The following is an 18,762-nucleotide window of genomic DNA, read 5'->3' as shown; positions in this document are numbered from 1 at the left end:
CAGGCAAATAGCTATTCGCTTCGCGCCAAATGGAATCCGGACCCAAAATGCACCAGCCGCTCGTCGCCATATCAACCGACGTCCGTCAGTTCGACAACTACACCTGGCATGCCGTCCCGCAGCAATATATCGAGGCAGCACTTTCCGGCGCCGGCGTGTTCCCGCTTTTGGTGCCGTCATTCGGTGACCGGCTCGACTTCGACGAGCTGTTGTCTTCGGTCGACGGTGTCATGGTCACTGGCTCGAAGTCCAACGTGCATCCATCGCTCTATGGCGGCGACGCCAGCGAAGCCAACGGCCCCTACGACCCGGCGCGCGATTCCACCACGCTGCCGCTAATCCGCAAGGCGATCGAGCGCGGCGTGCCGCTGCTTGCCATCTGCCGCGGCATCCAGGAGTTGAACGTGGCGCTAGGCGGCACGCTTGGCACCGAGATCCAGGAGCGCGAAGGTTCGCTGGACCATCGCGCGCCGGTGAGCGACAATCAGGACGAACGTTTCGCCATTCACCAGACCATTTCGATCAAGCCGGGCAGTTGCCTGGCCGGTGTATTCGGCGCCGGCGACATCAAGGTCAACTCGCTGCACCGCCAAGGCATCGACCGGCTCGGCTCGAAGCTGCAGGTCGAGGCGGTTGCCGGCGACGGCACGGTGGAGGCGGTTTCGGTGAAGGACGCCCGCGCCTTCGCCGTCGGCGTGCAATGGCACCCCGAATACTGGGTCAAGTCGGACGGCAACTCGGCCAAGATCTTCCGCGCCTTCGGCGATGCGGTGCGGCTGCATGCGGCGGCGAAGGCCGGTGCACGGGCGGCGGCGGAATAAATCCCGACGATCAATTGCCGGCGGATTGATCCCGTTCGCCGGTTGTCGCCAGCGAAAGCAGCGGCGTGGCCGGAGCGTAGGATTCGTAGCCGTCGCCATCCGCAACCGAGAAGGTGACGATCGGGTCGGTGCCGTCGGCGCTGAACGCGATTGTGCCGTCCTCGCCCTCTCGCCAGAATTTTGCCCGCTCGATCCCCGGCAGCAACCCGCGGCAACTCGGCGCCACGGTCAACAGCGACAGGCCATCGTCAATCGCGGCGCCGCGGCTAACCGCGCAGTCGCCTTCGTCGCCATTGGCGACCAGCCTGAAGGTGGTTGCCGGCCTTGCTTCATTGGCCGAACTTTCACTGCTGCCGCCGTGAAACAGCTGAAAGCCGGCGAAAAGTGCCGCTGCCGCAATCAATGCCGGAAGTTTCGTCATCTTGCACTCCGCGCTCCCCGGCGCAGATGCAGAATGATTCCAAAGCGTTAAGCCGACGTTAACGAGTGTGGCAGAGAGCCGCTCAGCTTCGTGGCTTGACTTGCGCCGTCTCAGGCACCGGGGTCAGTGGCCGGCGCTCGCTGAACCAGGATACCAGATTGTCGACGCACAGATCCGCCATGGCGCGGCGCGTATGGTGCGAGGCCGAGCCGACATGGGGCAAAAGCGAGGTTGGCGCCTCCAGCAAAGCCTTGGGCACATTCGGTTCATCGGCGAAAACATCGAGCCCGGCCGCGGCGATGGTGCCGTTGGCAAGCGCTGCGGCGAGGTCTGCCTCGTCGACCGTGCTGCCACGGCCGATGTTGACGAAAACGCCGTTGGCGCCAAGCGCCGCCAGGATTTCGGCATTGACCGCCTTCTCCGTGGAAGCGCCGCCCGGCACTACGGAAATCAGCGTATCGACCGCTTCGGCAAGGCCCTTCAGGGTCGGGTGGTATTCATAAGCCAGACCTTCGACCTTGCGCCTGTTGTGGTAGGCCACCGGCAGCCCGAACGCTTCCAGCCGGCGCGCAATGGCAAGGCCGATGCGGCCCATGCCGAAAATGCCGACATGCCGACCGCGCAAGGTCAGCCGGCTCAGGGGATAGTTGCCCTTCTTCACCCAACTGCCGTCGCGCAGCCATTTCTCGGCCTTGTAAAGTTCACGCACGGTGTTGAGCAAAAGGCCGATCGTGGTGTCGGCGACCTCCTCGGTCAAAACATCGGGGGTGTTGGTGACCATGATGTTTTTCTTGGCCGCATGGCCGGCATCGACCGAATCATAGCCGACGCCGAAGGAGGCGATGAGTTCGAGGTTGGGCAATGCATCCATCAATGCCGCATTGACGCCGGCGAAGGACGCAATGGCGCGTACGTCATGGCGCATCTCGTCGGTGACCAGGGCGGGATCGGCGCGCTCTATCTTGACCCGCTTGAAGGTGCGGTCGATGCGCTCGACCGCATGGTCGTTGAAATGTCCTGGCACCAGAACGGCGACGGTCTGCAACGCATCAGTCTTGGTCATGCACGCTCCACCGGCTTGCCGGTCGACTGGCGCACATGCAGTTCCGGCTTGATCAGTTCCTGTGACGGCCGTACCGCCTGTCCGTTCAGCTTGTCGAGCAGCGCGCTGGCGGCACGGCGGCCGACCTCTCGCTGGCCATTCCAGACTGTGGTGAGCGCCGGTGTCGCGATTGCCGCCTCCTCGAGATCGTCATAGCCGGTCACCGAGATGTCGGCGCCCGGCACCAGGCCGGCGCGGGCAATGCCGTTCATCAGGCCGATGGCGACCAGATCATTCCAGCAGCAAGCGGCGGTTGGCTTGTCTTTAAGCGCCAGAAACTGTCCAGCCGCCTCGAATCCGCCCTGCTTGGTGCGCGGCCCGGCGATGCGCCAGGACGGCCTGACCTCAAGCCCGGCGGCCTCCATGGCGTTGAGATAGCCCTGGTAGCGGTCGCGCCCGGTCGAGGTCTGGTCGGTGCCGCCGATCATGGCGATGCGCTTGTGCCCGAGCGAGATCAGATGATTGGTGGCAAGTGCCGTGCCATAGGCATCGTCGCCGCGAAACACCGGCACGTCGGCGCCTTCCACGCTGCGTGCGATCAGCACCGCCGGCAGGCCGTTTTCCTCGGCCATGACGATGTCAGAGGCCGGCGTGCCGATGGCCGGGGACATGATGACGCCGTCGGCGCCGAGCTGCAGCAGCGTATCGATGAAGGTGCGTTGCTTTTCCAGCTGGTCGTAGTGATTGGACAGGATGAAGGTCTGCCGGCTGCGGTCGAGTTCGCTCTCGATCGAGCGCAGGATCTCGGCGAAGAACGGGTTCATGATGTCATGCACGACGACGCCGACAATGCCCGAGCGCGAGGTGCGCAGTGAGGCGGCGCGGCGATTGTAGATATAACCGATGGCCCGCGCGTGCTCCTTGATGCGGTCACGCGTGGCGCCTGCGACCAGCGGGCTGTCGCGCAAGGCGAGGGAGACGGTGGCCGTGGAGACGCCAAGCGCATCCGCGATCGTCGAAAGCTTGATCTTTTGTGCCAGCCCTTGGCTCCCCGAGTTTTTTAAATTTTTTAAATGCGGCGTTATGCCATCGGATTCGGAGCAAATCAAAGTTTTTTCGCCAGAGCCTCCGCCTCGACATCGACGGTCGTGCGATTGCGCAGCCGCAAACGGTGCTCGCGATGGATGATGTAAAGGCCGCTGGCGACGATGATGGCTGCACCCACCAGCGTCCAGCGGTCGGGGAACTGGTGGAAGATGATCCAGCCGGACAGGATCATCCAGACCATCTGCGAATAGGGGTACGGCGCCAGCGCCGTGGTGGTCGCCAGGCGGTAGGCCTGCACCAGCAGCCAGTGGCCGCCGGCGCCGAACACGCCCAGCATCACCAGTATGAACCAGTGCCAGCCATCCTGCGGCAGCCCATGCGAGAACGGCAGCATCGGCAGAAGCAGCACGGCCGGCGCCAGCGCCGAAAACAGGATCAGGCTTTCCGAGGTTTCGCTGGCTGACATCCGCCGCGTCATGATGACGTAAAAACTGTTCGACAGCATCGAGCCGAGCGCGAAGAGGTGGCCGACACCAAACACGCCGACGCCAGGCCTTGTGGTGACCAGCACGCCGACAAAACCCGTCAGGATCGCCAGCCAGCGCCGCCAGCCCGCCCATTCGCCGAGCAGCGGACCGGCAAGTGCGGTGATCACCATCGGGCCGAAGAAGTAGATCGAGGTGGTCTCGGCCAGTTGCAGGGTCTTGAGCGCCATGACGTTGCACATGGTCGAACCGAACAGCAGTCCGCCGCGCAGGATGTGGGCCGGCAAATTGTTGGCGCGGAAGCGCGACGGCTCGCGCCAGCCGCGCAGGAAGACGCCGACAAGCAGGACATGGACGGTGAAGCGGGCCCAGGCGACGATCAGCGCCGAGACGCCGGCCAGGACCAGATATTTGCTCGAGGTGTCGAGAAAGGTGAAAAAGACATAGGTCGAAAGCATGAACAGCATCGCCGCGAGCGGCGTTGCGCTTTCGTCTGATTTTGCGGGAACGTTCAATGTCAGGCCGGGCAGGGAGGATCAACGCTTAACCTTTGCGGCAATCGCCTGCGCCCGGCAAGCCAAAAGCGACTGGCACAACAGGAGTCGCGCGCAGGCTCAGCGCGGGCCGATCCTATGCCGGCTAAAGCGCCTCGCCGGATGCCACTTGCGCCTGGAGATGAAGCCACAACGCCTGGGCGACGGGTCCATGCGGTCGGTCGCGCCGGCGCACCGCCGCCAGGGTCTCCGTCCGGCCGGGCAGATGTGCACCAGCGATCGAGATCAGCCTCCTATCCCGCAGTTCGTCCTCGATCAGCCATGCCGGCAGATGGCCCCAGGCCAGTCCGTGAAGGATCAGTTCCTTCTTCATCAGATGATCCGGCGCCGAGCACTGATGCGCACCGTCGATGAGGAAATAGCTCTCCGGCGATGGCCGCCGCGCCGTGTCGCGGATCACGCACTGGGTGAAGGGCCGCATCTGCTCCGGCGCAATCTCGCGGCCAGGCGCGAACGGAAGGAACCCAGGCGCCACCACCGGCACGAGGGGCACCGCGCAGAGATCGATCCGCTCGAGATGCGGATCGGAAGGATCCGCGCGATGGAAGATGAGGTCAGCCGAGCCTTCCATCAACCGTTCGAGCGGACCGCCGACCGCCTCGTACTCCAGGTGCAGGCGTGTCCCGGTGCGTTCGGCAAAGAAGCCGCTGAGCATACGCAGGATTTGCGGTCGCGGGCAGAGATCACCCATGACGACACGCAGGACCGTCTCCTCGCCGCTCGCCAACTGGCCCGCATAGGTTCGCAGATGGTCGAGCTCGCGCAATGTCAGCTGCGCTCGCGCGTGAAACTCGCGGCCCGCCTCCGTCAGCCCCACCCGATATCCGCTGCGGTCGAGAAGTGTGAGCCCGAGCAACTGCTCGAGGCGTGCGACAGCGGCGAAGACGGATGGATGCGATCGGTTCAAGGCAAGGGCGGCCGCCTGGAAGCTGCCCTCGCTTGCCACGGCGTCAAAGCACCGTAGGTCGTGGAGTTTTAGACCATTCATTATCGTAAAAACCTACTGAGATCGTCCAATCATAGTAATTTTCCTGGATAATTACGAGGCCTAGGGTGGCTCATTCAAAGGGCGGCGGGAGCATCGAACTCCTTTCGCCAGGGTGAGATGAGGACCAGATGACTGACACGCTTTATTTTACGACGGGCGACGGCTGCCGGATCGCCTATCAGCTGGCGGGGGCCGGCCCTGTGCTTGTGCTCTCGAATTCCATTGCGACGAACCTGCATATGTGGGACCGGCAGCTTGCGGAATTTGCCGGATCTTTCCGGGTGCTGCGCTATGATCTGCGCGGCCACGGCAGTTCCGATGCTCCGGCCGGAGCCTATTCGCTCGATCGGCTGGGCCGCGACGTCCTTGAGCTGCTGGATGCGCTTCAGATCGCCCGCGTGCATTTCTGCGGGCTGTCGCTGGGCGGCTTCGTAGGGCAGTGGCTGGGTATCCATGCCCCGGACCGCATCGAGCGTCTCATCCTTTCCAACACCTCGCCACATCTCGGGCCGGCTTCTTACTTTGACGAGCAGATCCGTACTGTCCTTGCTGCGAGCAACATGTCGGCCGCCGCGGACATGTTCATGCACAACTGGTTTCCCGCCTCGATGCTTGCCGGCCCAAACGAAACTGTCGACGCGTTCCGCGCGATGGTCCTGGCGACGCCGCCCCAAGGTCTCGCGGGATGCTTCGCCGCCGTACGCGATTGCGATCTGCGCCGGACTGTCTCCCTCATTACCGCGCCCACCCTGGTGATCGGTGGAGAAGACGACAAGGTAACGCTGGCAAGCCACAGCGAGGCGATCGCAGCCAGCATCCCCGGCGCCACGCTTACACTGCTTCCGGGCGTCCATATGCTGAACGTCGAGCGGCCGACTGAATTCATGAGCGCCGTTACACGCTTCCTGCTGAATTAGGCGTGCATGCGGGCGCCCTTGGTGATCTTGTCGACGAGTTTCTTGTCGGCACGCAGCGCGATGCCGACGATCTTGGCGTCCTCAGGCCCGAACTCGGCGAAGACCGCGCGGTTGGCCGCATCGAAGCCGGTGGCAAACATCTCCTCGACATAGGCTGACCCCGTCACGCCCCGCTCCAGCGCCTTCCGGTGGATGGAGTTGAGCGTCGGCCCATCGGCCGAAAGCACGATGACCGGCTGGATCGACAGAGGATTGTAAAGGTTGCCGGCGCGGTCGCGGTAGGGTTCGCCGATAATGGCGGGGAATTGCGCGACGATGCCGCTGGTCAGGAAGGCGGCGACGTTGAGCTTTTGCCAGACGGCGAGATCGTCCCGCAGCACGATTGCAAATTTCGTATCGAACACCAAAATGAGGACTCCGGAGCACCCCCATGAAGGGCAGGGATAGGTGATGACGCACGATCTAGACGGTGAGGCGACACAGGGTCTTGGACGTTCGTGCGCGGATGAAGACCGGATCGTCTCGGCGCCAGGCAGCACCGGCATCGAGCGCATCGAGGCGCATTTCCATGGCAACGCCTTCGACCTGCACCGTCATGATACACTTGCCGTCGGCGTGACGCTTTCCGGTGTGCAGCGCTTCCACTACAGGGGCACTGTCAACCACAGCCTGCCCGGCCAGGTTATCGTGCTGCATCCCGACGAAGTGCACGATGGCGGCGCCGGGACCGAGGATGGTCTGCGCTACCGGATCCTCTATCTGGAACCCTCACTGCTGCTCGACTGCCTCGACGGCGCGCCGCTGCCTTTCGTCAGGGATGCTGTGGTCAGCGATCCTGCCTTGCGTGGCACGCTGCTTTCGGCCCTGTCGCCGCTCGATGAGGAACTGGACGAGCTGTTCGTCGCCGATTTCGTTGCGGAGCTGGCGCAGCATCTGGGGCGTCATGCGGGACAGAAAGCAAAGCCGATGGGGAAGTCGGCCTCGCGTGCGGCAGCGCTGGCGCGCGGCTATCTCGAGGAGAATGCCGAGCGGTCCGTTCGTTCCGATGAGCTGGAAGCCGTCACCGGGCTCGACCGCTATGCGCTGTCACGCCATTTTCGCGCGACCTATTCCACCAGCCCGCATCGGTTCCTGCTGATGCGCCGGCTGCAAAAGGCAAGACGGATGATCGAGGTGGGCGAGCCGCTGGCCGAGATTGCCGTTGGCGCCGGCTTCAGCGACCAGAGTCATTTCAACAGGCATTTCAAGAAAGCATTCGGCCTGACGCCCGGCCGCTGGTCGGCGCTGGTGCGCGGCCCTTCGGTGGCGGCCTAGCTCAAGACACGCGGCCGCCGTGCCGGTCAGTCGTCGATGTCGGCGTCGTCGTCGACGAGCACCAGCTCCTCGTTCGACAAATTGGCCTCGATGCGGGCGAGCAGCTTGAACAGCGTCTTCTGTTCTTTCTTGTCGAGGCCCTTCAAGGCCTGCTTTTCGGTCTTCTTCACCGACTTCTCGATGGCGTGGATGATCTCGCGGCCGGTGTCGGTGAGAAAGATATGCGCCTGGCGTGCATCCGCGGAAGAGGCGCGCTTTTCCAAAAAGCCCTGGGCCTGCAGCCGGTTGATGGTCTTGGTGATGGTCGGCGGGCGCACGCCGAGGCGGCCGGCGAGATTGCCGGGCGTCTGGCCGTCCTCGCGGTCGAGCGTCAGCATGATCTGGTCCTGGCCGGCATAGAAGCCGTGCGCCAGAAGCCGCGCCGCCAGCGCGGTCCTTGCCAGCCTTGCCGCCGAATGCAGCCGGCTCATCGTTGCAGTCTTGTCCGCCTTGGCCATGGTGATCCCTCTTCGGCCGTACCGGTGCGTGCAGCATAGACGCAGCCGGCCGGTTGGCAATCGACGATCCAAAAGATTCCGGCTTTCGAAACAGCTTTGCCGGCAAGCATTTGTGGTGCTCGAAATGGTGATGCCAGATGTTTATTTCAGTTAGATGACAAACGAGTTTCCGCCAAGGCGATTGCAACGGTTTGACGCGGCGCGGCTCAGCACAGGTCAACGAAGAGGCGTTTCCGGCGACACGTTGATGGTCGGCATCCCTCGCACTCGGCCTCTCGGGTCTACCCATCCGCTTCGTCAATCCTGGGTCAAACACCCAGGCGGTTTGCCTCGTGCAAAAGGCCGGCACACATCCTATATCAGGCCAACAATCCCTTCTTGCGGCCCGCAATTCCGTGGCCCAGCCATTTCGAGGCAAGATATGAGCGAAGCACAGACGCAAATCCCCGTGACCGTTCTCACCGGCTATCTCGGCGCCGGCAAGACGACGCTGCTCAACCGCATCCTGTCGGAAAACCATGGCAAGCGTTATGCCGTCATCGTCAATGAATTCGGCGAGATCGGCATCGACAATGATTTGATCGTGGAATCCGACGAGGAAATCTACGAAATGAACAATGGCTGCGTCTGCTGCACGGTGCGCGGCGACCTGATCCGCGTCGTCGAAGGCCTGATGCGCCGTCCCGGCCGCTTCGACGCCATCGTCGTCGAGACCACCGGCCTCGCCGATCCTGTGCCGGTGGCGCAGACCTTCTTCATGGACGACGACGTGCGCTCCAAGACCAAACTCGACGCTGTCGTGGCTCTGGTCGACGCCAAGCACCTGCCGCTCAGGTTGAAGGATTCCAAGGAAGCCGAGGACCAGATCGCCTTCGCCGATGTCGTCGTGCTCAACAAGACCGACCTGGTGACGCCCGAAGAACTGGCCAAGGTCGAGGCCACCATCCGCGCCATCAACCCGGCGGCCAGGATCCACCGCACCACGCGCGCCGGCGTGGCGCTGTCCGAAGTGCTCGACCGCGGCGCCTTCGACCTGTCGCGCGCATTGGAAAACGACCCGCATTTCCTTGAGGCGCACGATCATGATCACGACCACCATGATCACGACCACGATCACCACGACCATGATCACGACCATCATCATCACGGTCACGCGCATCCCTCCGACATCCATGACGTGACCGTGCAGTCGGTGTCGCTGCGCGGCGGCGAGATGGACCCGAAGAAATTCTTCCCGTGGATCGAGAAGATCACTCAGATGGAAGGTCCCAACATCCTGCGGCTGAAAGGCATCATCGCGCTCAAGGGCGACGACGAGCGCTATGTCATCCAGGGCGTGCACATGATCATCGAAGGCGACCACCAGCGCGCTTGGAAAGACGGCGAAAAGCATGAGAGCCGGCTGGTGTTCATCGGCCGCGAGCTTGACGCCGAACGGCTGAAGAAGAGCTTTGACGCCTGCCAGGCGGCTTGATTTCCGGACTCTATGGCGCTAGCGCTGCCCGCTCTTCCTTCTCCCCTTGTGGGAGAAGGTGGCCTCGCGAAGCGAGGTCGGATGAGGGGTGCTCCAGCTCGGCACCGACGGCGATCCGTTCAACACCCCTCATCCGTCTCGGCGCTGCGCGCCGATCCACCTTCTCCCACAAGGGGAGAAGGTTGACGCCAGGCCTGGCCGCCTCAGTGGCTTCCCGGGAGTGGTGACAGCTTCATTGGAATGGTCCTGATGCCCACAGTTGCTCCCCTCGACCTGGAAGGTCACTGCCTTGCCGCCGTCTTCCTCGACAACGTGCCGCATTTTGCGCTCGCCGATGGGACAGTTCATAGGCTCGACAACGGCCACAAGACAATTCAGGCCAATGACGGCCTGCTCTCCACGTTCCATGACGCCGCCAACGACCGCCTGATCACCGGCGGCGAGGACGGCAAGATTTTTGCCGTTGCCGCCGGCGGCAATGTCAGCGAACTCGCCAGCGCCGGCAAGAAGTGGATCACCAGCGTCGCCGCCGGGCCGCAAGGCGCTATCGCCTATGCCACAGGCAAGACTGCGTTCGTGCGCTTTGCCGACGGCAAGACCAAAGAGTTTGCCCATCCACGTTCGGTCGAGGGGCTGGCCTTCTCCCCCAAGGGCATGCGCTTCGGCGTCGCCCGCTACAATGGCGCGACGCTGCATTTCCCGGCCGCCGAGGGCAGACCGGTGGAGCTGGAATGGGCCGGCGCCCATACCGGCGTCACCTTCTCGCCGGATGGCGCCTTCCTCGTCACCACCATGCAGGAAAACGCGCTGCATGGTTGGAAGCTCGCCGACGGCAAGCACATGCGCATGACCGGCTATCCCGGCAAGGTCAAAAGCCTGTCGTGGAGCGTGAAGGGCAAGTGGCTGGCGAGTTCCGGCGCGCCGGCGGCGATCGTCTGGCCGTTTTCGGGCAAGGACGGCCCGATGGGCAAGGCGCCGCTGGAGCTCGGCACGCGCGGCAACGCCATGGTGACATCGGTTGCCTGCCATCCGAGCCAGGATGTCGTCGCCGTCGGCTATGATGACGGCATGGTCATGGCGGTGCGCTTTACCGATGCCAAAGAGGTGCTGTTGCGCCGCCCGGGCAAGGGCGCCATCACCGCGATGATGTGGGATAAGGAAGAGCGCCGGGTCGCCTTCGGCAGTGCCGCCGGCGACTGCGGCGTCATCGATATCTCGGCGTGACCTATTCGGCTCCGCACGACACCTTGCCGGTCAATTCTTTCGGCTTGCCGTCCTGTTCCGTGTCGGCGGCGTTGTCGTAGACGGCAAGCGTGTACCGGCCGTCAAAGACGCCCTCGTCACTGGTCTTGGTCAGGATCGTCAGTTCGACAGAGTTGAATTTATCTCCGAGCTGATGCTCGTGGTAGACGTTCAGCCGCAACTCCTTGTCGTCCAGCCAGTACTGGGTGAGGTCGGAATCCTCGAAGACGGTCTTGCGCAGACTGTCGCCTTCCGGCCGGCCAAGTATCTCGAGATCGCCGCGAAAATTGAAGGTCGGGCCGCCCATACCTCTGGTGACCCCGGCGCCGACCTCGAATTGCACCGCTTTGTCATCGACGGAACACCAGACGCCGCCCGATGCGGAAGCCGCAGCGGCCGACAAGAGTAGCGCAATAGCGCAGATGATCGTCCGCATTTTTCTCCCCAAACCACAGACCCGATCGCATTGGCGCCCGACTGCGCCGGAAGGTCAAGTCTGCCGAACTTGCTGCTGACCCAATGCAGGGCACCAACACGGCCAATTGCGGTTGCCGTCGCCAATTGGGTAGTGTGCCGGCCGAGAGGGATTTCATGCACAGCACGAACAGTTCAAAAGCATCCATCGACGGTATCAGCCGTGACCGCATCGCTGCATTGCGGACAAGCGAGGCGAACACCTTCCGCAAGGCGCGGCCGAAATCGCAGGCCAAGGTCGGTAACGGCCTGCCAGGCTTCTTCGGCGGTGTGCCGATGCACTGGATGAACGACTGGCCGACGCCATTCCCGATCCTGGTCGAAAGCGCCAAGGGCGCCGCCATCACGGACATCGACGGCAACAGGCTGGACGATTTCTGCCTCGGTGACACCGGCTCGATGTTCGGCCATTCGCCGCCGCCGGTGGCGCGCGCCATCCGCCGCCAGGCCGGGCGCGGCCTGACCTATATGCTGCCTTCGGAAGATGCGCTGGCCATCGGGCCGCTGCTCACACAGCTTTTCGGTCTGCCGTTCTGGCAGATCGCCACCACCGCCACCGACGCCAACCGCTTCGCGCTGCGCGTCGCCCGCGCCGTCACCGGCCGCGAAAAGATACTGGTCTTCAACGGCTGCTATCACGGCTCGGTCGACGAGACGATGGTCCGGATGGTCGACGGCAAGCCCGTGAATCGGCCGGGGCTGGCGGGTGAGTTTCGCGACCTGACCAAGACGGCGAAGGTCATTGAATTCAACGATGTCGCCGCGCTGCAAGCAGCGCTCAAGGACAAGGATGTCGCCTGCGTCATTGCTGAGCCGGTGCTGACCAATTCCTGCATGGTGCTGCCCGATCCGGGTTTTCACGACGCCTTGCGCAAACTGACGCGCGCGGCCGGAACGCTGCTTCTGATAGACGAGACGCACACGATTTCGACTGGACCCGGCGGCTACACCAGGAAATTCGGGCTGCAGCCCGACCTGTTCGTGCTGGGCAAGCCGATCGCCGGCGGCGTGCCGGCAAGCGTGTGGGGCATGAGCGACGAGGTCGCCTCGCGCTATGCCGACTACAATCGAACCAAGGAGCCGGGCTATTCCGGCATGGGCACGACGCTGTCGGCGAACCCGCTGCAGTTCGCAGCCATGCGCGCAACGCTCGAAGAGGTGATGACGCAGGAGAATTATGCCCGGATGGATCGCCTCGCCCTGCGGCTCGATGCCGGGCTGACCGGCGTCATCGATCGCTACAATCTGCCCTGGCATGTCGCCCGCGTCGGCGCCCGCGTCGAGTTCATCTGCGCCCCTGGCCCGCTCAGGAACGGCGCCGAAGCCGAGACTGCCCATGCGCCGGAGCTTGAGGCGGCTATCCATGTCGCGCTGGTCAACCAGGGCGTGCTGATCGCGCCCTTTCACAACATGATGCTGATCTCACCGGCCACCACCGGCGCCCAGGTCAACCGGCTGATCACCGCCTTCGCCACGGTTGCGGCAAGGCTGACGGCATGAGACAAGCTGCCAAGCCAAACTCGAGTACACTAATCATGACTTCACCTTCGGGCTCGACGCCCGCCGAGGCGCAAGCCTTTCTCGACGCCCATCCCGAAATCGAAGCCTTCGATATCGTCTTGACCGACGCCAACGGCGTCGGCCGCGGCAAGATCGTGCGCCGGCATGAGCTGAAAAGCATCTTCGAGGGCGGCCGCCACATGCCGATCTCGATCCTCGGCCTCGACATCACCGGCGAGGATGTGCACGAAACCGGGCTGATCTGGACGACTGGAGACGGCGATCTCAGGGCATGGCCCATTCCCGGCACGCTGGTGCCGCTTTACGGCACGAACCCGCCGCGCGGCCAGTTGCTGATGGCGATGTACCATCTCGAGGGACAGCCAATGTCGTCGGACCCGCGCTTGGCGCTGGCCAGGCAGGTCGACATCTTGGCGGCCAAGGGCCTCTATCCCGCCGGCGCCTTCGAACTCGAATTTTTCCTGCTGGCCAATGAGCGCGATGCCGATGGCAAGGTGAAACCGGCGGATGCCGTGCTCGACGGCCGCCGCTCGGCCAAGACGGAAGTCTATTCCGTCGACCATCTGCACGGCATGGAGCCGCTGTTTTCCGACATCTATGCCGCGGCTAAGGCGCAAGGCATTCCGGCCGAAACGGTGATTTCCGAATACGCGCCCGGCCAGTACGAGCTGACGCTGAACTACCGCAAGGATGTCATGCGGGCGGCCGACGACCTCGTCATGTTGAAGCGGCTGGTGCGGGCGCAGGCGCGCCGCCATGGTGTTACCGCCTGCTTCATGGCCAAGCCGATCGAAAAATATGCCGGCTCCGGCATGCATTTCCATGTTTCGCTGCAGGACAAGAACGGCCGCAACGTTTTTGCCGAAGCCGGCGGCGAAAGCTGGTCGCTGCCGCTGCTGCAGGGGCTCGGCGGGCTGATCCAGACCATGGCCGAATCGATGCTGGTGTTTGCGCCGCACGCCAATTCCTGGCGGCGCTTCGTCTCGCAGTCCTATGCGCCGGTGGCGCCGACCTGGGGCGTCAACAACCGTTCGGTGGCGCTGCGCGTGCCGGCCGGCGACGCCAAGAACCGGCGCATCGAGCACCGGCCGTCGGGCGTCGACGCCAATCCCTACCTGATCGCGGCAACGGTGCTGGCCGGCATCATCAAGGGTCTGGACGAAGGCCTCGACCCCGGCCCTGAAACCACTGGGAATGGCTATGAAGCCGCTGTCACGCGCACGACCATGCCGGTCGACTGGCGCGCCGCGATCGAGGCGGCGCGCGCCTCGAGCTTCCTGAAAGAGGCGCTTGGCGAGGATCTGCATCGCACCTTCGTGGCGATCAAGCAGTCGGAGTATCTGCGCGTCGCGCGTACGGTGAGCGAGCTGGACTACCACCTCTACCTGCACGAGGTCTGAGAGACCGTTTCGAAATTCTACTCCGGCGGCCATCGATGGTGGTTTCTGCGCTTCCGATGCTCACGGACCAAATGTCCGCTGCGCTTCGGTTCTCGAAACCACCACCATATGACTCGCCAGAGCGAATTTCGAAACGGTCTCTGATTGCCCTGACGGCGGGCGGCGATCACTTTTTCGCCGCCTGCATCAAATGAGGTGGCGCTGCAGCCTTCAAGAACATATCATGAACGGATGAGCGCGCCCACCGTCCGTGAAAAGCTGGCAATCCTGTCTGACGCCGCCAAATACGACGCCTCCTGTGCTTCGTCCGGCTCGGCGAAGAAGGATTCGCTCCAATCCGGCGGTATCGGCTCCACAGAAGGCATGGGCATCTGCCATTCCTACGCGCCGGATGGCCGCTGCATTTCGCTCCTGAAAATCCTGCTCACCAATTTCTGCATTTACGATTGCAGCTACTGCATGAACCGCTCGTCATCGAATGTGCGCCGCGCCCGCTTTAGCATCGACGAGGTGGTGAAGCTGACCATGGACTTTTATCGGCGCAACTACATCGAGGGCCTCTTCCTGTCCTCAGGAGTCATCCGCTCCCCGGACGAGACCATGGCCGAGATGGTGGAGGTGGCGCGGCGGCTGCGGCTGGACGAAAAATTCTCCGGCTATATTCATCTGAAGACCATTCCGGAAAGCTCGGCCGAACTGGTCGAGCAGGCCGGGCTCTACGCCGACCGGCTGTCTATCAATGTCGAACTGCCGACCGATGAGGGCGTGAAGAAACTGGCGCCGGAGAAGAAGCCGCAAACGATCCGGCTTTCCATGGCGAACCTGCGCCGGAAGATGGAGGAAAAGGCCGAGCCGACGTTGCGGACCAAGAAGCGCGAACGCTTTGCGCCCGGAGGTCAGTCGACGCAGATGATCGTCGGCGCCGACAAGACATCCGACGACGGTATCTTGCACTCCAGTGCGCGGCTCTATGGCAGCTACCATCTGCGGCGCGTCTATTACTCCGCCTTCAGCCCGATCCCGGATTCGTCATCGTCGCTGCCGCTCCAGAAACCGCCGCTGATGCGCGAGCACCGGCTCTATCAGGCCGACTGGCTGATGCGCTTCTACGGCTTTTCGCAGCCGGAAATCCTCGCCGGCAGCAGCGACGGCATGCTCGATCTCGCCATTGACCCCAAGCTCGCCTGGGCTTTGCGCAATCGGGCGAGGTTTCCCGTCGACATCAACCGCGCCGATCGGGAAGCGCTGCTGCGGGTTCCGGGTCTGGGCACCAAGGTGGTGGCGAAGATCCTTGAAACCCGCCGCCACCGACGTATGCGGCTGGAAGATGTCGGACGGATCTGCCATTCGATCGCCAAGCTGAGGCCCTTCATCATCGCCGAAGGCTGGTCGCCGGGCGGACTCACCGACAAGACAGGCCTGCGCGATACGATCGTAAAGTCCTGCGAACAACTGTCGCTGTTTTGACCATGCAGCCGGCCCAGCTCGACCTTGCCCGATACACTGTCCGGCTAGCGAGCCAGACCGATTTCGCCGGTTGGCGCGATGCGGCACGGCGTCTGACGCTGAATGAGGTCCGGCCTGAGGATATTAGTTGGGGTGTCGGGTCCGACGCCAATGATCCTCGAGATGCCTTGCCGGCGGTGCCAGAGGGCGCGCAGCTTACCGTCCCGCGCGAGTTCATCGCCCATGCCGAAACCGCCTTCTGCCACTCCGACCCCGGCCGGTTTGCCTTTCTCTACTGGATGCTTTGTCGCCTGCGCACCGAGCCGAAACTGCTGGCGATCGCATCCGATCCCGACACCAGGCGGCTCGAAGCCATGGAAAAGGCGGTGCGGCGCGACAGCCATAAGATGCATGCCTTCGTACGCTTCCGGAAGATCGGCTACGGCGAGGACGAGCGCTACGTCGCCTGGTTCGAGCCGGAGCATTTCATTGTCGAGCGCAACGCGGATTTCTTCGTCCGGCGGTTCACCGGCATGCGCTGGACCGTCCTGACGCCCTATGCCTCCGCCGACTGGAATGGCGAAAGGCTGGCGATCGGCCCGGGTGCGGCCAAGGGCGATGCACCCGATCAGGACGACACCGAGGCGTTGTGGCTGACCTATTTCCAGAACATCTTCAACCCGGCGCGGCTCAAGGTGAAGGCGATGCAGAAGGAGATGCCGAAGAAATATTGGCGGAACCTTCCCGAGGCCTCGCTCATTCCAGATCTGATCGCAGGAGCGGACGAGGCCGCCAGGGATATGATTGCCAGACTGCCGACAATGCCGGCGCCGCACCACGCCAAGCTGCAGGCGAAACATTGGCCGAAGCGCGAGCCGGCCGAGGCGCCGGACGATGACGCCAACACCATTTCCGAGCTACGCGAAGCCGCGAAAGGCTGCCGCCGCTGCCCGTTGTGGCGCGACGCGACACAGACCGTGTTCGGCGAGGGGCCGGATGATGCCAAAGTGGTCTTCGTCGGCGAACAACCGGGCGATCAGGAAGATCTCGCCGGCAAACCTTTTGTCGGGCCAGCGGGCAAAGTGTTCGATGCAATTCTCGATGACGCAGGCGTCGACCGGCAAAAAGTCTACGTCACCAACGCCGTCAAGCATTTCAAGTTCGAGCCGCGCGGCAAGCGCCGCATCCATTCGAAGCCAAATGCCGGTGAAGTCCAGGCCTGCCGCTGGTGGATCGGCCGGGAGCTTGAGCTGATCAAGCCGGACCTCGCCGTGGCGCTTGGGGCAACGGCGGCGTTGTCGCTGCTGGGCAAGGCCATTGCCGTGACGAAAATGCGCGGCCAGGTGATCGAGCGCGAGGACGGTTTGCGCGTGTTCATCACCATCCATCCTTCCTTCATCCTGCGTATTCATGAGCCGGCGGACAAGGAGGCAGAGCGCGAGCGGTTTCTCAGCGATATGAGAGAGGTGAAGCGGCTTATGGGGTCGTGAGATGAGCGAAAGCCTCAGCGACATGTCATCCACGGGCGGAGCCAAGGAGGGAAGCGACGCAGCGCAGACCCGAGGATTCATGCCGCGACGTTTGGACGCTGCTACGGTGCAGAATTCTGCTCCGCTGCGCTCGACGGCTAACATCACGGAATGGACCCGGGGCTTCGCGACGGAGCTTCGCTCCTGCTTCGCCCACGGATGACGAAGCTGAGTGGCTTCAGCCAATCACCTACGGTCGTGAATCCAACGTTGGAAACTTCGGCCGCCACGGCCGAATTAACTGATTAGGATTGCCCTCAGATCATTCACATTCGTACCCGTCGGCCCCGGCACGAACAGATCGCCGATCGCGTTGAACGCCGTCCAGGCATTGTTGCCGGCCAGCATCGCCTTGGCGTCGATGCCGGCGGCACGCATGCGCGAGACAGTCGAGCCATCGGCAAAGGCGCCGGCATTGTCTTCAGAGCCATCGATGCCGTCGGTATCGGCGGCCAATGCATGAATACCTTCCGCGCCGCTGATACCGATGGCAAAGGCGAGCAGGAATTCGGAGTTGCGGCCGCCCTTGCCCCTTTTTCCGTCAACAGGGGCCCGCAAGGTCACGGTCGTCTCGCCGCCGGACAGGATCAGCACCGGCTTTTTGAACGGCCGGTTGCGCGTCGCCACTTCGCGCGCAATGGCTGCATGCACGCCACCGACCTCGCGCGCCTCGCCCTCGATGGAATCGGAGAGGATGACGGCTTCGATGCCCTGCCGTTTTGCCTCAGCGGCTGCCGCTTCCAGCGACACGCCAGCCGAGGCGATCAGGTGCACTTCATTGCGTGAAAAGCGCTGGTCATCCGGATCTGGCGCATCGGCCTCTGGCGAGTTGATGTGCGCCATGACGGCGTCGGGCAGTTTCATGCCGTAGGCCGCTATCGAGGCCAGCGCATCGGCGCGGTTGCCGGAGTCGGGCACGGTCGGGCCGGAGGCCACCAGCGCCGGGTTGTCGCCGGGAATGTCAGAGACAACCAGTGATACCAGTTTGGCCGGCCAGGCGGCAGCTGCCAGCCGGCCGCCCTTGATGGTCGAGAGATGCTTGCGGATTGTGTTCATCGCCGCGATCGGCGCGCCGGAGGCAAGCAGCGCCTCGTTGACGGCGATTTCGTCGGCGAGCGTCAGGCCGGCGGCAGGCGACGGCAGCAGCGCCGATCCTCCGCCCGATATCAGCGCCACTACCAGGTCGTCCGCAGTCAGCCCTTGCACCTTTTCGAGCAGGCGCCGCGACGCCTCAAGACCGGCAGCGTCCGGTACCGGATGTGCCGCCTCGATGATTTCGATGCGCTCGCATCTGGCGCCATAGCCGTAGCGGGTGACGACCAGCCCTTCGATTGGGCCATCCCACACCTTCTCGAACGCGGCCGCCATGTGCGCCGAGCCCTTGCCGGCGCCAATGACAATGGTACGGCCCTTGGGCCTGGCCGGCAGATGATCCCTGATGGTCCGTTCAGGATCGGCAGCGGCAACAGCGGCATTGAAGATCGAGATGAGAAAGGATTTGGGATCGAGCACGGTTATCCTTGGCCGTAACTGGCGGTTTTCAAAATGAGCAAACGTTGGCGCTGCCCCTCACCCTCACCCCGTGAAAGA

General features: G+C 63.4%; 18 protein-coding genes. 9 read left to right on the top strand and 9 right to left on the bottom strand.

Translation table 11 applies throughout. From position 1 onward, the window contains the following. Positions 1-47: 47 nt before the first annotated feature. Positions 48-821 (top strand): gamma-glutamyl-gamma-aminobutyrate hydrolase family protein, encoded by a 774-nt coding sequence (locus NLY33_RS03500; RefSeq protein ID WP_023703661.1) that lies wholly within the window; start codon positions 48-50, stop codon positions 819-821. 10 nt (positions 822-831) lie between these two features. Here the strand turns inward: NLY33_RS03500 and NLY33_RS03495 are convergent, their stop codons facing one another. The 5 genes from NLY33_RS03495 to NLY33_RS03475 form a co-directional block, all read right to left on the bottom strand. Next, complete coding sequence (locus NLY33_RS03495; protein WP_023703660.1) at positions 832-1,242, bottom strand: hypothetical protein; 411 nt, start codon at positions 1,240-1,242, stop codon at positions 832-834. A gap of 82 nt (positions 1,243-1,324) precedes the next feature. Further along, positions 1,325-2,305 carry a 2-hydroxyacid dehydrogenase gene (locus NLY33_RS03490; RefSeq protein ID WP_023703659.1) on the bottom strand — a complete coding sequence of 327 codons (981 nt, stop codon included), beginning with the start codon at positions 2,303-2,305 and terminating at the stop codon, positions 1,325-1,327. After that, the gene (locus NLY33_RS03485; RefSeq protein WP_023671355.1) at positions 2,302-3,324 is read right to left on the bottom strand and encodes a LacI family DNA-binding transcriptional regulator; all 1,023 of its coding nucleotides are present in this window, start codon (positions 3,322-3,324) and stop codon (positions 2,302-2,304) included. Before NLY33_RS03485 ends, NLY33_RS03490 begins: the two co-directional genes overlap by 4 nt. A gap of 65 nt (positions 3,325-3,389) precedes the next feature. Further along, positions 3,390-4,274, bottom strand: coding sequence for a DMT family transporter (locus NLY33_RS03480; protein ID WP_032891568.1), 885 nt, complete (start codon positions 4,272-4,274; stop codon positions 3,390-3,392). Between the two features lie 181 nt (positions 4,275-4,455). Further along, positions 4,456-5,358, bottom strand: a complete 903-nt coding sequence (locus NLY33_RS03475) for a LysR family transcriptional regulator (protein ID WP_023695945.1) — start codon at positions 5,356-5,358, stop codon at positions 4,456-4,458. Between the two features lie 128 nt (positions 5,359-5,486). On the opposite strand from NLY33_RS03475, the gene NLY33_RS03470 reads away from it, so the two are divergent. After that, complete coding sequence (locus NLY33_RS03470; RefSeq protein WP_023689240.1) at positions 5,487-6,275, top strand: alpha/beta fold hydrolase; 789 nt, start codon at positions 5,487-5,489, stop codon at positions 6,273-6,275. Here the strand turns inward: NLY33_RS03470 and NLY33_RS03465 are convergent. Next, entirely contained in the window at positions 6,272-6,679 is a 408-nt protein-coding gene (locus tag NLY33_RS03465) for a DUF2000 family protein (protein WP_023683511.1), read from the bottom strand. The genes NLY33_RS03470 and NLY33_RS03465 overlap by 4 nt on opposite strands. 46 nt (positions 6,680-6,725) lie before the next feature. Between NLY33_RS03465 and NLY33_RS03460 the strand changes: the two genes are divergently transcribed. Further along, on the top strand, positions 6,726-7,589 hold the full coding sequence (locus NLY33_RS03460; protein ID WP_023703657.1) for an AraC family transcriptional regulator: 864 nt from the start codon (positions 6,726-6,728) through the stop codon (positions 7,587-7,589). Between the two features lie 26 nt (positions 7,590-7,615). On the opposite strand, the gene NLY33_RS03455 is transcribed toward NLY33_RS03460, so the two are convergent. After that, a complete protein-coding gene (locus NLY33_RS03455) occupies positions 7,616-8,086 on the bottom strand; it encodes a MarR family winged helix-turn-helix transcriptional regulator (protein WP_023694717.1) in 471 nt (156 codons plus the stop codon). Positions 8,087-8,507: 421 nt separating this feature from the next. Between NLY33_RS03455 and NLY33_RS03450 the strand changes: the two genes are divergently transcribed. Both NLY33_RS03450 and NLY33_RS03445 read left to right on the top strand, forming a co-directional pair. Continuing rightward, the gene (locus tag NLY33_RS03450; RefSeq protein ID WP_023703656.1) at positions 8,508-9,560 is read left to right on the top strand and encodes a CobW family GTP-binding protein; all 1,053 of its coding nucleotides are present in this window, start codon (positions 8,508-8,510) and stop codon (positions 9,558-9,560) included. Between the two features lie 249 nt (positions 9,561-9,809). After that, entirely contained in the window at positions 9,810-10,784 is a 975-nt protein-coding gene (locus tag NLY33_RS03445) for a WD40 repeat domain-containing protein (RefSeq protein WP_023703655.1), read from the top strand. Between the two features lies 1 nt (position 10,785). On the opposite strand, the gene NLY33_RS03440 is transcribed toward NLY33_RS03445, so the two are convergent. Continuing rightward, a complete protein-coding gene (locus NLY33_RS03440) occupies positions 10,786-11,238 on the bottom strand; it encodes a hypothetical protein (RefSeq protein ID WP_023707778.1) in 453 nt (150 codons plus the stop codon). Positions 11,239-11,393: 155 nt separating this feature from the next. On the opposite strand from NLY33_RS03440, the gene NLY33_RS03435 reads away from it, so the two are divergent. The 4 genes from NLY33_RS03435 to NLY33_RS03420 all read left to right on the top strand — a co-directional run bounded on the left by NLY33_RS03435 (position 11,394) and on the right by NLY33_RS03420 (position 17,133). Then, positions 11,394-12,776 carry an aspartate aminotransferase family protein gene (locus NLY33_RS03435; protein ID WP_023707779.1) on the top strand — a complete coding sequence of 461 codons (1,383 nt, stop codon included), beginning with the start codon at positions 11,394-11,396 and terminating at the stop codon, positions 12,774-12,776. A 35-nt stretch (positions 12,777-12,811) separates the two neighbouring features. Beyond that, on the top strand, positions 12,812-14,197 hold the full coding sequence (locus NLY33_RS03430) for a glutamine synthetase family protein (protein ID WP_023683505.1): 1,386 nt from the start codon (positions 12,812-12,814) through the stop codon (positions 14,195-14,197). Between the two features lie 231 nt (positions 14,198-14,428). Next, positions 14,429-15,664, top strand: a complete 1,236-nt coding sequence (locus NLY33_RS03425) for a putative DNA modification/repair radical SAM protein (protein ID WP_023707780.1) — start codon at positions 14,429-14,431, stop codon at positions 15,662-15,664. Positions 15,665-15,666: 2 nt separating this feature from the next. Beyond that, positions 15,667-17,133, top strand: a complete 1,467-nt coding sequence (locus tag NLY33_RS03420) for a UdgX family uracil-DNA binding protein (RefSeq protein ID WP_023703653.1) — start codon at positions 15,667-15,669, stop codon at positions 17,131-17,133. Between the two features lie 276 nt (positions 17,134-17,409). On the opposite strand, the gene NLY33_RS03415 is transcribed toward NLY33_RS03420, so the two are convergent. Then, a complete protein-coding gene (locus NLY33_RS03415) occupies positions 17,410-18,690 on the bottom strand; it encodes a glycerate kinase type-2 family protein (protein ID WP_023703652.1) in 1,281 nt (426 codons plus the stop codon). Positions 18,691-18,762: the final 72 nt, after the last annotated feature.

Source organism: Mesorhizobium sp. C432A (assembly GCF_030323145.1).
GTDB lineage: Bacteria > Pseudomonadota > Alphaproteobacteria > Rhizobiales > Rhizobiaceae > Mesorhizobium.
The sequence above is the reverse complement of the archived record's forward strand: the minus strand, read 5'-3'. Positions and strand labels throughout refer to the sequence as shown.

Coding starts and splice junctions, on each gene's coding strand:
- NLY33_RS03480 (WP_032891568.1), bottom strand. CDS start 4,274: ATGCTTTCGACCTATGTCTTTTTCACCTTTCTCGACACCTCGAGCAAA.
- NLY33_RS03440 (WP_023707778.1), bottom strand. CDS start 11,238: ATGCGGACGATCATCTGCGCTATTGCGCTACTCTTGTCGGCCGCTGCG.
- NLY33_RS03450 (WP_023703656.1), top strand. CDS start 8,508: ATGAGCGAAGCACAGACGCAAATCCCCGTGACCGTTCTCACCGGCTAT.
- NLY33_RS03420 (WP_023703653.1), top strand. CDS start 15,667: ATGCAGCCGGCCCAGCTCGACCTTGCCCGATACACTGTCCGGCTAGCG.
- NLY33_RS03435 (WP_023707779.1), top strand. CDS start 11,394: ATGCACAGCACGAACAGTTCAAAAGCATCCATCGACGGTATCAGCCGT.
- NLY33_RS03470 (WP_023689240.1), top strand. CDS start 5,487: ATGACTGACACGCTTTATTTTACGACGGGCGACGGCTGCCGGATCGCC.
- NLY33_RS03455 (WP_023694717.1), bottom strand. CDS start 8,086: ATGGCCAAGGCGGACAAGACTGCAACGATGAGCCGGCTGCATTCGGCG.
- NLY33_RS03500 (WP_023703661.1), top strand. CDS start 48: ATGCACCAGCCGCTCGTCGCCATATCAACCGACGTCCGTCAGTTCGAC.
- NLY33_RS03475 (WP_023695945.1), bottom strand. CDS start 5,358: ATGAATGGTCTAAAACTCCACGACCTACGGTGCTTTGACGCCGTGGCA.
- NLY33_RS03495 (WP_023703660.1), bottom strand. CDS start 1,242: ATGACGAAACTTCCGGCATTGATTGCGGCAGCGGCACTTTTCGCCGGC.
- NLY33_RS03445 (WP_023703655.1), top strand. CDS start 9,810: ATGCCCACAGTTGCTCCCCTCGACCTGGAAGGTCACTGCCTTGCCGCC.
- NLY33_RS03425 (WP_023707780.1), top strand. CDS start 14,429: ATGAGCGCGCCCACCGTCCGTGAAAAGCTGGCAATCCTGTCTGACGCC.
- NLY33_RS03490 (WP_023703659.1), bottom strand. CDS start 2,305: ATGACCAAGACTGATGCGTTGCAGACCGTCGCCGTTCTGGTGCCAGGA.
- NLY33_RS03430 (WP_023683505.1), top strand. CDS start 12,812: ATGACTTCACCTTCGGGCTCGACGCCCGCCGAGGCGCAAGCCTTTCTC.
- NLY33_RS03460 (WP_023703657.1), top strand. CDS start 6,726: ATGACGCACGATCTAGACGGTGAGGCGACACAGGGTCTTGGACGTTCG.